9 protein-coding genes are annotated in these 13223 nt (G+C 64.2%); 3 read left to right on the forward strand and 6 right to left on the reverse strand.

The annotated features are described in order from the left end of the window. The first annotated feature begins 11 nt into the window (after positions 1–11). Together AC1DW4_RS12935 and AC1DW4_RS12940 are read left to right on the forward strand one after the other, a co-directional pair. Positions 12–680 (forward strand): hypothetical protein, encoded by a 669-nt coding sequence (locus AC1DW4_RS12935; protein ID WP_477017676.1) that lies wholly within the window; start codon positions 12–14, stop codon positions 678–680. A 546-nt stretch (positions 681–1226) separates the two neighbouring features. Further along, complete coding sequence (locus AC1DW4_RS12940; protein WP_477017677.1) at positions 1227–2216, forward strand: hypothetical protein; 990 nt, start codon at positions 1227–1229, stop codon at positions 2214–2216. Between the two features lie 165 nt (positions 2217–2381). On the opposite strand, the gene AC1DW4_RS12945 is transcribed toward AC1DW4_RS12940, so the two are convergent. From AC1DW4_RS12945 to AC1DW4_RS12970, 6 genes are all read right to left on the reverse strand, one after another. Beyond that, entirely contained in the window at positions 2382–4043 is a 1662-nt protein-coding gene (locus AC1DW4_RS12945) for an MFS transporter (RefSeq protein ID WP_477017678.1), read from the reverse strand. Between the two features lie 5 nt (positions 4044–4048). Further along, a complete protein-coding gene (locus AC1DW4_RS12950; RefSeq protein ID WP_477017679.1) occupies positions 4049–4957 on the reverse strand; it encodes an ROK family protein in 909 nt (302 codons plus the stop codon). After that, on the reverse strand, positions 4954–6762 hold the full coding sequence (locus tag AC1DW4_RS12955) for an alpha-amylase family glycosyl hydrolase (RefSeq protein WP_477017680.1): 1809 nt from the start codon (positions 6760–6762) through the stop codon (positions 4954–4956). Before AC1DW4_RS12955 ends, AC1DW4_RS12950 begins: the two co-directional genes overlap by 4 nt. Then, positions 6752–8329: a carboxylesterase/lipase family protein gene (locus AC1DW4_RS12960; RefSeq protein WP_477017681.1), complete on the reverse strand. Its 1578-nt coding sequence runs from the start codon at positions 8327–8329 to the stop codon at positions 6752–6754. Before AC1DW4_RS12960 ends, AC1DW4_RS12955 begins: the two co-directional genes overlap by 11 nt. A 183-nt stretch (positions 8330–8512) precedes the next feature. Beyond that, positions 8513–10696 (reverse strand): TonB-dependent receptor, encoded by a 2184-nt coding sequence (locus AC1DW4_RS12965; RefSeq protein WP_477017682.1) that lies wholly within the window; start codon positions 10694–10696, stop codon positions 8513–8515. A 128-nt stretch (positions 10697–10824) separates the two neighbouring features. Then, positions 10825–11748 carry an alpha/beta hydrolase gene (locus AC1DW4_RS12970; protein WP_477017683.1) on the reverse strand — a complete coding sequence of 308 codons (924 nt, stop codon included), beginning with the start codon at positions 11746–11748 and terminating at the stop codon, positions 10825–10827. A 500-nt stretch (positions 11749–12248) separates the two neighbouring features. Here AC1DW4_RS12970 and AC1DW4_RS12975 point away from each other — a divergent pair, with 500 nt between their 5' ends. Continuing rightward, complete coding sequence (locus AC1DW4_RS12975; RefSeq protein ID WP_477017684.1) at positions 12249–13208, forward strand: alpha/beta hydrolase; 960 nt, start codon at positions 12249–12251, stop codon at positions 13206–13208. Positions 13209–13223: the final 15 nt, after the last annotated feature.

Below are 13223 nucleotides of genomic sequence, written 5' to 3' on the forward strand. Positions count from 1 at the left end.
GAGACACGATCATGATAAAGACCCTGATGATGGCGACCGTCACGTTCGGCCTCGCTCTGGCCGGTGCGTCTCAGGCCCAGGTTCTGGGCGGTGGTGGAAGCCTGACCGGCGGCCTCGGCGGCCAAGTGGGCGGGCTAGGCGGCTCGCTGGGCGGCAACGGGGCTCTGAATGGCAGCCTCACTAATCCGATTGATGGCAGCATGATCCGCGACCGGGGTGCCGACACCTTGACGCGAGCCGAGCGCACCGCCGAGCGGGCCCGGAACCGTGCGGCCGCCGCCGCCGACCGCAACCGTGAACGCGCCGCCGCCGTTGCCGGGCGAACCCGCGCCACAGCGTCCAACGTCGCCGGAACCGCTGTTTCAACCGCTGCCGGAGCATACGGCTCGGTACAAGGCGCTGCTTCTGGCGCGGCTGGATCGGCGCAGGGCCAAGGCTCTGGCATGCTGAACGGTGCCAGCTTGGCCGGTGGCGGCGCTCTGAGAGGGGCGGCCTCAGATTCGCCGGATCGTTCCGCTTCTCCGGCGACCGATCAACGGGCTGCCGAACAATCCACCCCCCAGCCCCGCCGTCGCGTTGATGCGAACGCCGGCGTGAACGGGTCGACATCGGCGAACCGCAATGGGGCCTCGGCCTCTGTTGGGATCAACGCCGCAGCCAACGTTCGTCGTAGAGACTGATCAGTCTTTAGCCGATAAAAGACCCCGTCGGATCAACGTCCGACGGGGTCTTGTCCTAAAAAAACTCAACCGACGGCCCGATATCCGAGGTTGCAAACTTCGCTTTCGAGTCAGGAGCGGACATTTCAGTTTGAACAAGGTCCGATCCTGACTCATCTCAGCGGTTGGGAACGTCCGCAATCGGGCGGCAAGCGCGTGTGGGGTTGAGCCTTCCGCAAAGCGGACGTCCTGGACGTCTCAAACGGGTGGAGAGCGGACGCACCATGGACTGACATGGCATGGCCCCTAAGCTTGCAACCTGCCGCGCGCGTTGCTGGCGATAAAGGTAGCACGAACCCGCGACGAAAGTTGTGTCCGATACCGCCGATTGACAAGCGGGGAACTCCCTTAGACAGTGCCTGACGGGGAGGGGAAATACGTATGCTGACATCGGCCTTGATAGCGGCCCTGCTGCTCGGTAGCCCTGTTGTCTCACTATCTCAAACGGCGCCAAGCACGGGCACATCGGTGCCAGCTTACTGCCTTCAACAGGGCTGTTGGGGTGGGATGGACCAGAATATTGGTCGCTCGTTCAGCCGTTCCCAAATCACTGAGTCCGGCACCCAGCGGACGACATTCTACTGGGTTGAACCTGGTCGAGTCCTACGCCGAGAGCTTGTTGGGAACGGCATTGTAAACAACCAAGACTTCACGATGAACCCGGCGACGGGAGCCCCCTTTGGCTACACAGTTCTGGAGGATGGAGCGCTGGCGACAGACGCCGCAGGCGTCGAAGGCGCGGGACGTCTCGTTTTTCGTTTTGTTGGCGACCAGTTTGCTATCGAAAGCCAACAATTCAGGCGAGGCCAGTGGGCTCAGTGGCGCATTCTCGGAATGGCTCGGGGCAACAACTATTGGCGTTCCGATGCGGCCATTGCGCAGGCTCAGCAGGGGCGGAGCGAAATGTTTGGCATGCTGGGAGCTGTGGTGGGCGGCATCGCAGCGGGGGCTCAAACAAACGGTGATATGACCGCCATCACTGCGGGGATGGCGGCGGGGTCGGGAATCGCGGCCCCAAACTCCGAAATAGCCTCGGCTGCAAACACAAACTTCCAAGCAGAACGCGAACGCTATGAGGCCGCACGCGAGCAGGAGCGACGCGCGATGGCGGCAGTCAACAACCCGAACAGTCTATCGACCCCGCAATCCGACCAAGGCTCATCTCCCTCAAATCAAGCGGCAGCCGAAGGAGGCATGAAGTCTCACACGACGCGCGCGTACTTTGTGACGGGGCTCGTGCCCACCGCTGACAACACGCGAAATCCGCTCTGCTACAGCACCCCGTTCACCATCACGTTCATGACCCCTGCCGACCGGTTCGTCGATCAGGAACGTGCGCAGGCCGCTGCGGCTCAACAGGTTCAACTCTTCCTCGCCAAATGCTCGCAACTTGGCCGTGTCGACTCTGGCACGCCCCTCGCATATCTCGAAGGTTTAACCAGCGGCTGGCCCTATCCCGCGCTTCATGCCGAGGACAAGCAGGTCCTTATTCCGTAGGCGTAGCTATCCGCCCAAGGTCCGCTCTGGGTCGGAAGCGGTCATAGGCTTTGAGCCCGAAAGCGGACGTCCCGGCCCGCGCCTAACGGCCATTACCCGAAAAGTAACGCTCGTTGGCTAACTACCAGGACCGAGACGAGTTGGCGCTCGACTGACAGCGCAAAACTAGGCGTGAATATCGACCGACTTGCCCTCGCGCACCAGCAACAGACCAACCACCGCAGTCAACACAGCGATCACCACCGGATACCAGAGCCCGTAATAGATATTGCCCGTCGCTGCGACCATGGCGAAGGCCGTGGTGGGCAGGAAGCCCCCAAACCACCCGTTGCCGATGTGATAGGGTAGCGACATCGAGGTGTAGCGGATGTTGGTCGGAAACATCTCCACCAGCGCGGCCGCGATCGGGCCGTAGACCATGGTCACATAGAAAACGAGCACGAACAGGATGGCTATGGTCAGGGGTTTGTTGACCAGGGCGCTGTCGGCCTTGGCTGGATAGCCTGCGGCCTTCAGTTGCTGGCCGAGGCCGACCTCCCAAGCCGTGCGTTGGGTCTTGAAGACGGCGGTGGGCAGGATGTCGCCCCGGAAGCTGGGAACGATCACAGAACCGATGCGGACCGTGGCGACCGAGCCGGCGGGCGCAACGACGTTGTCATAGGTGACGCCAGCCTTTGCCAGGTAGGACTTGGCCAGGTCGCACGAGGTGCTGAAGGTCGTCTTGCCGACGGGATCGAACTGGAACGAGCAGTCAGCAGGATCGGCATGGACCGCGACCGGCGACGACGCCGTCGCCGCCGCCAGTTGCGGATTGGCGGCCCCCGTCAAAGCGTGGAAGAGCGGGAAATAGGTCAGGGCCGCGATGATGCATCCGCCGAGGATGATCGGCTTGCGCCCAACCTTGTCCGACAGCCAACCCCAGAAGACGAAGAACGGCGTGGCCAGCAGCAGCGCGGCCGCCATCATGATATTGGCCAGCGGCCCGTCGACCTTCAGCGTCTTCTCAAGGAAGAACAGGGCGTAGAACTGACCGGTGTACCAGACCACGGCCTGACCGGCGGCCAGCCCGAACAGCGCGATGAGCACCAGTCTCAGGTTGGGCCATTTGCCGAAGCTGTCCTTCAACGGCGTCGTGGACCCCTTGCCCTCGCCCTTCATGCGCTGAAAGGCGGGGCTTTCAGCCAGTTTCAGCCGGATCAGCAGCGAGACGCCCAGCATCAGGATCGAGACCAGAAAGGGGATCCTCCAGCCCCAATCGAGGAATGCCTCCTCTCCCAGGGCGAACCGAGTGCCGAGGATGACAACCAGGCTGATCATCAGCCCGGCCGTCGCCGTGATCTGGATGAAGGAGGTATAGAAGCCGCGCCTTCCAGGCGGGGCATGCTCGGCGACATAGGTGGCCGCACCGCCGTATTCTCCACCCAGCGCGAGGCCCTGCACCAGGCGCATGAGGACCAGGATGATCGGGGCCGCGATGCCTATGGCCGCGTAGTTGGGCAGCAGACCGACGACGAAGGTCGACAGGCCCATCAGCAGCATGGTGACCAGGAAGGTGTTCTTTCGTCCCCACAGGTCACCCAGCCGCCCGAACACGATGGCTCCGAAGGGCCGCACGGCGAACCCGGCGGCAAAGGCCATCAGGGCGAAAATGTAGCCGGTCGTCTCGTTCACGCCCGAAAAGAACTGGGCCGTGATGATCGTCGCCAGCGACCCGTAGAGATAGAAGTCGTACCACTCGATCACGGTCCCGACCGACGAGGCCAGGATCACCAGGCGATCGTCCTTGCCGATGCGGCCGGACTGGGTGGCGGCATGGGTATTGGTCATGACGGTCAGGCTCGCTGTGAAGAGGTGTTGGCACGGGCGTCCGCCGCCAAGGCGATCGCGCCGAGCACGCCGGATCGCTCGCCGAGGCCGGGCGCGACCAGATAGTCGGCGATGGCGTCAGCATCGTCGAGATGTTTGAGGTAGCCGCCCAGCTCCAGCTTCAGCCTGACCCGCACGCGATCCAGGAGCGCTTGCTGGCCGCCGACACCGCCGCCGATGACGATGCGTTGCGGGGCGAGGACATAGGTCAGGCTGGCCGCCATCTGCGCCAGATAGTCGGCGATCAGCTCCCAGACAGGATCGTCGCTCGCGATCGTCTCTCCGGGGCGGGCCAGGCGCGCGGCGATGGCGGGGCCGCTGACAAGGCCTTCCAGGCAGGCGCCGTGAAAGGGGCAGATACCAGCGAAGGGATCGCGCACCGCATCACGACGCATCGGCAGATGCCCCGCCTCCGGATGCAGGACGCCGTGCACCAGAGCGCCGTTGGCGACGACACCCATGCCAACGCCTGTGCCGACTGTGACGTAGACGTGGTCCGCCTGGCCCTGGCAGGCCCCCCAGCGTCCCTCGGCAAGGGCCGCGCCGCCGACATCGGTGGCCAGACCGACCGGCAGGCCGAACCGTCGCAGGGGGGTCAAGATATCGGCTCCCGACCATCCGGCCTTGGGCGTGGTCAGGATATGCCCGAACTCGGCTCGGGTCGGGTCGAGACCGATCGGTCCGAAGCTGGCGACCCCGATGGCATCGAAACGGCTTTCGGACTGGCCGGCCTCCAGAACAGCGACGACCCGTTCCAGCGTCTCGGCAGGGGTCGTAGTCGGGATCCGAATAGGTTCGGACAGATCGTCTGGCCGATGACCGAAGGCGACCACGACCTTGGTACCGCCGAACTCGAGACCCGCATAACGCGTCATTGATCCGCGACCCACCAGAAGACCCCATACGGCTTGAGGTGAACCGGGCCGATTGGCACCGGCTCACCCGTCAAGACTGACAGGCCCGGCGCGTCGAGGGCAACGGGTCTTGCGACCGAGACGGGCCGATCAGACAGATTGGCCAGACAAAGGAACATGCGTCCATGCGAACGCGTGAAGCCGAGGACGCTGTCGACCTGAAGGGCGAGCGGCACGGCCCTGCCCCGTACGCCAAGATCATTCAGCGCACGCGCGTGATCGCCAAAGGCCTGGATGGCATCGAACACCCGGGCCGCAGCGCTCTCACGGTCGTCGGCAGCGAGACGCGACCAGTCCATGGCAGGGCGATGGAGCCAGCGCCCCTCGTCCCGCCGTTCGGGATCATCCAGATAGGTCAGATCGTTTCCCAGGCCGATCTCGTCGCCCATGTAGATCAGTGGCCAGCCGTCCAGAGCGTGGATGACGCCATACAGCAGCACCAGTCGAGCCAACGCCAGCGTCGGATCGACGTCTTCGCGTCCGAAGCCGACCAGCGAGGCCGCCATTCCGTTAGTCGAGGGCACGCCACCCGCCGCCGTCTGGAACCGCCGACCGTCCGAGAAGCCATTCCCGTCGTAGAAGGTGGACCAGCGCTCGAGGTCCGCCGGAGAGGCATAGGCCGCCAGCGCGTTCCAGATCAGGTCATCGTGACAGCGAACATAGTTCAGCCAGGCGGCATGATCGGGCCGGGCCGAGGCAGCATCGAGGACCCGCCGGACGATCCCGGCGTCCTGATCGGCCAGCCCGCCCCACAGCGCCGTCATGACTCCATTGTTGTAGGCCAGGTCGCAGCCGTCGGCGGCCTTGCCGAAGAAGGGCAATATGTCGTCCAAGCTTTCGATCGCCTCTGCGAGCAGCACCACGCCTGGGGCCGCGATCGACAGGGCCGCATGGAACGCCTCGACGATCAGATAGGCCTCGGGCTGGCTCCGACAGGATGTGCCCAGGCGCTTCCAGAGAAAGGGAGCGCTATCGAGACGGAAGCCCTGCACGCCGCGATTGGCCAGGAACAGCAGCACGTCCAGCATCTCCAGGAAGACGTCCGGGTTGGCGTAGTTCAGATCCCACTGGAACGGATAGAAGGTCGTCCAGACCCAGGCCTCGACATCCTCGTCGTAGGTGAAGCTGCCCGGAGCGGTGTCGGGGAAGACGTCGATCAGATTGCGCTCCCACGCAACCACTTCGGCCTCCTTTTGGACCAGGTGATAGTAGGCGCGAAAGATCGGGTCTCCAGCACGGGCCCGTGTCGCCCACTCGTGTTCGCGTGCGGTGTGATTGCAGACGACATCGAGCAGTAGCCCCATGTCGCGCGCCCGAAGTTCCGCCGTCAGACGCTCCAGCGTGGCCATGTCGCCGAGCGCCGGCTCGACCTCGCGGTAGTCCTGCACGGCGAAGCCGCCATCGCTGTCACCGTCGCGCGCGCGCAGCAGCGGAAGCGGATGCAGCCAGCGGATGCCGAGGGACTGCAGATAATCCAGCCTTTCGATGACCCCTTCCAGGGTGCCGGCGAACCGGTCGACGTAAAAGGTGTAGACGGTTTCGCCTGATCGGCTGATCCACGCGGGATCGGCGGCGCGGCGACGATCGATGACGCGCAGGGTCTCGGGCCGCTGATCGATCGCGAGCCTCAAACGCGCATCGACGCGCGCCTTGAGGTCGGCCGCGCGTGCGCCATACAGGTCGCGCAGAAGCCGTGAGAGCACGTCCGAAGGGTCGGTCCCGATCGCTTCGCTCGCTTTGGGCCGCACCAACTCTTCAGACGACACGGGCAAGCTCGTTCCGATCCGGACCTTTGGCGACACTCGTCTGGGTGTCGAACATCATGCTAGGCATCTCGGTGGCGTTGAATGGCGGCCAGGACGGCAGGTCCGGATGCTGAGGGCTGCCAGTCTTGGCGAAGGCAACGAAAGCCCTCGACATCATTTCGCTCAGTTGCTGGGCAGAAACACCGCCGCCGGTCATCGAGGCGCAGCGGGCCGTGTTGGCGAAGACGAACGGAATATCGAGGCAGTGGAAGGCCGCCGGCCGGCCGTCCAGCACGGGGGTCTGCCAAGTGAACCAGTACAGATAGGCAGGAGCGCCGCCTGCCGAAGCCTTGGCCGCAGCCTGGGCGATCGCGCTCTGGCGGACCGGCGAAGTCGCGATCCGTGACCACAGATCGAAGGGCGAGGCCCCCGGAGTCCGATCGCGGAAGGCGGCCACGATCTCTGAGCCCTTGCCTGGAGAGAAGGCTTCGGCGCGGCGTTGCAGCTCGGCCTCATCCATCGCCTGGGCATCCGGCTGATTTATGCCGCTGACGAACTCGTTGAGCGTCGAGCCGATGATCATCGGCACATCCCGCGACATCGCCGGCGCGTTCGGCCGGAACGGGGCGGCGGGCAGGATCTCGCCGTCCACCACCGGCCCGAAGTCCAGGCGACCGCCCACGGCCCGGACATCGACGAAGCCAGGGAAAGGCCTGTTCTCTCTCGCCGTCACCGCGGCTGCGGCCTGGCGCAGTGTCAGATACGGCAGCGTATGGAGGCGATTGACCTCTGTGCCGTCGAGACCGAGCTCGGCCAGAAACAGTTCGGTCAGGCGTCGAGACGATTCACGCGTGGCCGGCCGAGTGAACGACCCGCTCATCACACCTGCGCGGTGGAATAGCCCCTGCGCCGCCGGCATCCCCATCAGGGTGCTGACCTTCGCGCCGCCTCCCGACTGACCGAAGATCATGACCCGATCGGGATCGCCCCCGAAGGCGGCGATATTGTCCCGGATCCATTCCAGAGCCGCGACGATGTCCAGCATGCCGACGTTGCCGGACGAGGCGTACTGGTCGCCGAAAGCCGACAGATCGAGGAAGCCCAGAAGATTGAGGCGATGATTCAGGCTGACGACGACGACGTCGCCCTGACGCGCCAGGTTCTCACCGTCGAATGCTGGGAGATCCTGGCTCGAGCCCGCAGCATAGCCACCGCCATGCAGCCAGACCATGACGGCGCGTCGATCGCCGTCGGTGCCCGGTGTCCAGACGTTCAGTCGGAGGCAGTCCTCGCTTTCGACGCTGTCGTTCCACTGGAAGATGAAGGCTTCTTCGTCGTTGAACCGGCCGGTGCCCTTGTCCTGCGGCGCGACGGGGCCGTACTGGCGACAACTGCGCACCTCGTCCCAGGCCGGAGCCCGGCGCGGCGGCATGAACCGATGCTCGCCGGCCGTCGTGTCGGCATATGGAATGCCCTTGAAGGTCAGGATGTCAGAACTGACGTAACCGGCGACCTGGCCGGAACGAGTGCTGGCCAGCGCGATCCTTCGTCCGGCCCGAATTCGGTCTGCAGGCGGCGCTGACGCCATCTGGGCAGACCTCGCAGCCGCCGGCGACGATATCGACCCGAGCGGTCCTACGAACGCCGCCGCCTTGAGAAGCGAACGACGGCCAATGCGACCCTTTCCAGCATTGTTCTCAACCAAGACGCGCCCCGTGTTTTTATCCGTGGTGAGTGGCGGTGCCCTCGACGAAGGCACCGCCCTCCAGCCTCAGTTCAGGTCGATCCGAAGCGTGACACCCACGGTACGCGGACGCGGTCCGGCCAGCAGGGTCGGTCCGTTGGCCGCAGTAGGCCCGCGCTCGTCCGACAAGTTTTCCCCGTAGAGACGCAGCTCGTATTCATCCCAGCGGATGCCAACGGCGGCCCGGTAGAGCTGGTAGGGGTCCAGGGTATCCAGCGTCGCATCCGCGATCTTGTTTCGGCCCAGGGCCGTCATCGATGCATTGGCGAAGAAATCGTATTTGCCGAGGTTGCGTTCGTAGTTCGCATCCAGCCGCCAGTTGTATGGTGGCGTGTTGATCAGGTCCTCGCCATTGGCAAAGCGAGGATTGGCTGCAGCGAATTTGGGGCTCACGTCCGTGAACTTCGAATCGTTCACGTTACCGATTACGCCGAGCGTCAGCCCCTCCAGCGGCGTGTCCCACGAAGCCTCAATGTCGATACCGCGAGTCCGTGTGTCGCCGAGGTTGGCAAAGGCAGCCAGGCCGATCGATGTGTTGAAGGCGCTCTGCAGGTTCGTGTAGTTGATCTGGTAGACGCTCGTAGCCACCCGCAAAGCGCCGTCGAACAAGGTCCCCTTCGTCCCGATCTCCATGTTCAGAAGTTCGTCGGGTGTAAGCGCGATAGCGCTCGGGACGCCATCGGCGATGACCGCGTCCGCCTGCGCCTGCGACTGAAGAATGCCACTCCGGAAACCTGTTCCAACATTGGCGAACACCATCCAGTCGTCGTTCGGATAATAGGCCAGGTTCGCGCGCCAGGTCACCTTGTCGGGCTTGGACTGGCTGGAGACGGCCGTGCCATTCGAGATGGAGTCCGAAGACCGGTCATCGCGGAAGTAACGCAGACCGACCAGGGGAACGAGTTTCCCACCCATCAGATCGTAACTGACTTCCGAAAAAATCGAGGCGTTCTCGGTTCGCGTGATGGTCTGGCCGGCAAGGTTCAGCGTCGGGAAGTTGATGTTGAACGTGTAGAGGCCCTCGGCCTTCTGATAGAAGATTCCGCCCACCGCGTGGAGCGGACCGTCTCCATTCGTCGCCAGGCGGAATTCGTTGACGAAGCTGTCCGAGTTGCCGCCGTTGTTCAAAACGCCGATCCCCAAAGGCGCGCCCAGGTTGAGGCCGACCTGGAAACCGCCCGGCAGCGACTTCTGATAGGACGTCGCATTGGTCAGGGTGAAGTTCTCGAAGTCGTGGGTGATCGTGCTGGAATAGTATTCAGAGCGCCGATGATCGAAGCCGACGACATTACCCTGGAACGACGCATAGGGCGGATCGATCGAGTTCATCACATTCAGGTAGTCCTGGTCGGTGCTGAACTTCCAGGCGCGCAAACGGACACTGGTGTTCGCGTCAGGTTTCCAAAGCACGACCGCCTGCAGATCCTCGGCGATCACCGTGTTGGCGTCGGTCTCGCGCGGGGTGCCCGTAGGTGCGCCGGAATAGATGTCGTTATAGCCTTGGCGATAGTCGTAGCCGCCGCTGATCCGGATCCCCAGGACATCCTGCACGATCGGGATCGAGACGGCTCCGGCGACCCGATAGTTGGGATCGCTGGCGTTGGCCGTCGTTGAGACCTCGCCTTCCGCCTGAGCGGTGAAGCGATCGAGCGTGGGGTTGCGGGTGCGATAGATGATCGTCCCACCCATGGAACCGGAACCATAGAGGGTTCCTTGGGGCCCCCGAAGCACCTCGACCTGTTCCAGATCGAAGTACTGAACGGGCGGGGCGGCCTGGAAGTTGGGAACGCCGAACGGGGTATCATCGAGGTAATAGCCGATCATGCCGTCGCCGACGGGGCCACCGGCACCCGAGCCACGGAACGAGAAGACCCGATAGCCGGCACCGATTTCCTGGGCCTGCGAGGCACCAGGGATCAGCTGCATCAGATCAGCTCCGTCGCGAACGCCGCGTTGCGTCAGCGTCTCTTGGGAAAAGGCCTGAATCGCCAGCGGGACCTTGTCCAGCTGCTGCTCGCCGGTCTTGAGCGCGGTGACGATGATATCGTCGACCTGATCGTCCTGAGCCACAGGCGTGGCCTGCGCCCAGGCAGGGGCCGAGATCAGCGACGCAGCGCAGGCCATCACCGCCAGACTGACGCCCCGCCCATGCGACAATGTCGCTCGGCGGGCGGTAGTGTGATTACGAGCCTCAATTTTACTGAATATCATGGTCGTCCTCCCCGTGGTCCGATCGCTTGTGCAATCGATTGCTTGTTTCGTTGCATCGGCATCCCGAACGCCAGGATGCGGATCTGTGGGGCCGGATCCGGTCAAGGACCCGGCCGAATTGTCGAGGCCTAGGTCGTGGTCGGTTCTGACGCGGCGAAGGCGGCGCCGAGTCCGGCCTTCCACGCTCCGGTGAAGGCCTTCGAGACCCGGGCCTGCGGCGCTATGAAGTCAAAGCCGTGATAGGCGCCCGGCGTCAGGTGAAACTGGGTCGGCACCCCGGCCGCCACCAGGCGTCGCGCATATTCGAGGTCTTCGTCGACGAACAGGTCCAGGCCGCCCACGCCGATAAAGGCCGGAGCCAGACCCGCGACGTTGGCCAGACGGGCGGGAACGGCCCCATGCGGCGGCTCCGAAGAGCCGGCCGGCATGCCCAAGAAGCTGGTCCATCCAAAACGGTTGCCCGGCTCGTTCCAGCCGATGGTGCCGATGAAGTCCGGCACGCGAACCGTGGTTCCGGTCCGATCATCCAGCATCGGATAGATCAGGACCTGATAGCAGAGCGGGATCTCGCCACGGTCGCGCGCAGAGATGGCCAGCATGGCTGCCAGTCCCCCACCCGCGCTCTCGCCCATGACGGCGATGCGGCTGCGATCGACGCCCAGCGCCTCGGCGTTGGCATGGACATAGGCCAGCACGGCGTAGCAGTCCTCGACCGGTCCCGGGAACGTGGTCTCGGGTGACAGACGGTAGTCGACGTTGGCGACGACGCAGTCGAACTCGGTGGCGATGGACTGACACATAGCGGTGGTGTCGGTCACCCGACCGAGAATGTAGCCGCCGCCGTGAATGTGGATCAACGCAGGGCGCAGGGCCTTGCCGGACTGATAGCCGATCAGTTCGAAGGGGGCGTCGGGTTGGTCAGGGAGGCCCGGTGCCATGCGGCGCTCGACCGATGCGGCCGAAGGGGCGGGCGGCGTTTCGACCGGTAGAATGGCTCGCACGGCAGACAGCGTCGCGAGGTTCCACTCGGGCTGCGGCCGCGACAAAATCATGCGGGCACCGTCCCTGAGCTCGGGATCGACGCGGGCTAAAGGATCGGCTGCAGGCTGAGCGACGGAAGCCCGAGGCATACCCGCGAAAAGACCAGCGGCCGCGAAACCCATCGCGAGATCTCGCCTGTTCATTCTCATCGGACGCCCTTCCCGCTCGGCGGCTTCAGCCGCTCTCACAGCTCGGATAATGCCCAATGCGCAATCGATTGCAAGCATCGTGCGCGAGAACGTGCAAACGATTGCGCAGTCGCGATCCATCCTCTAGCGTTTTGCAAAATGACCGGCGGTCGGCCTCGCACAAGCGCGGTCATCAGCCAGCTCGGCAACACAGGGAGAGCCTCATGACGACAGGACCGTTTAGCAAGGTCGCGACCACGTGGGCGCGCGGCGTGGGGTTGGTCGCAGCGATCGGAGGGTTGCTTGCCTTTGAACCGGCTGCCATGGCTCAGACACCGAACACCGTGAGAGTTGACCCGGACGGTACGGTGCATGCGCCAGCCATGACCGTGCCCCTCTCTGGCATGCTTAGCCCCGAAGCACGCGCCTATGTCGCTGAACATCTGGTGCAGATGCAGCAGCCCGAGCTGTTGGCCCAGGACCACGGCGTTCCGATCTTCATGAAGCCCTATCTGGCGCGCCAGATGGAGCTGTTTCCACATCAGCGTGCCGACGTCACGATCGCTGGTGTCCACGCCTATGACTACACGCCTCAGGGCGGAGTGCCGGCCTCTCAGCAGGCTCGGGTTTTGATCAACCTGCATGGCGGCGGCTTCATGGGGTGCTTCCCCGGCTGCGCCGAACTTGAGTCCATCCCATTGACGGCGCTTGGCGGCTATCGCGTGATCGCCCTGGACTATCGTCAGGGGCCCGAGCACAAATTTCCGGCCGCCAGTGAAGACGTGGCTGCGGTCTATGCCGAGCTGCTGAAAACCTATCCGGCGCAGAACATAGGCATCTACGGCTGCTCGGCCGGCGGCATGCTGACGGGCATGTCAGTGGCCTGGTTCCAGACGCACGGTCTTCCCCGCCCCGGTGCCATCGGCATCTTCTGCGCCGGCGCGACCATGTCCAGCGCCGGTTTCGGCGGAGATGCCGACTACTTCAACGGCCCGCTGGGCGATGCCCGTATGCCTCCGCCCTGGCCGCGCCCCGCCCCGGCTCAAGGGTCAGGGCTGCCGTATTTCGCTGGCGTGGACGTCAGCGACCCTCTGGTGTCGCCGGCCTCGTCGGACGACGTCCTGCGCCAGTTTCCGCCGACCCTGATCATCACCGGGACCCGCGGGTTCGAGCTGAGCTCCTCGGTCTATACCCACACCCAGCTGGTCCGGGTCGGGGTCGAGGCGGACCTGCACGTGTGGGAGGGCCTGTTCCACGGCTTCTTCTACAATGCCGACGTGCCGGAATCGCGCCAAGCCTATGACGTGATGCTACGCTTCTTCGATCGTCATTTGGGTCGCTAGCCGGAGACGAGCGTG

Source organism: Brevundimonas sp. P2_A6 (genome assembly GCF_056404975.1).

What these genes read in the sequence shown, in the direction of transcription:
- AC1DW4_RS12960 (WP_477017681.1), bottom strand. Translation starts at nt 8,329, where the DNA reads ATGGCGTCAGCGCCGCCTGCAGACCGAATTCGGGCCGGACGAAGGATC.
- AC1DW4_RS12935 (WP_477017676.1), top strand. Translation starts at nt 12, where the DNA reads ATGATAAAGACCCTGATGATGGCGACCGTCACGTTCGGCCTCGCTCTG.
- AC1DW4_RS12950 (WP_477017679.1), bottom strand. Translation starts at nt 4,957, where the DNA reads ATGACGCGTTATGCGGGTCTCGAGTTCGGCGGTACCAAGGTCGTGGTC.
- AC1DW4_RS12945 (WP_477017678.1), bottom strand. Translation starts at nt 4,043, where the DNA reads ATGACCAATACCCATGCCGCCACCCAGTCCGGCCGCATCGGCAAGGAC.
- AC1DW4_RS12940 (WP_477017677.1), top strand. Translation starts at nt 1,227, where the DNA reads ATGGACCAGAATATTGGTCGCTCGTTCAGCCGTTCCCAAATCACTGAG.
- AC1DW4_RS12970 (WP_477017683.1), bottom strand. Translation starts at nt 11,748, where the DNA reads ATGATTTTGTCGCGGCCGCAGCCCGAGTGGAACCTCGCGACGCTGTCT.
- AC1DW4_RS12965 (WP_477017682.1), bottom strand. Translation starts at nt 10,696, where the DNA reads ATGATATTCAGTAAAATTGAGGCTCGTAATCACACTACCGCCCGCCGA.
- AC1DW4_RS12975 (WP_477017684.1), top strand. Translation starts at nt 12,249, where the DNA reads ATGACCGTGCCCCTCTCTGGCATGCTTAGCCCCGAAGCACGCGCCTAT.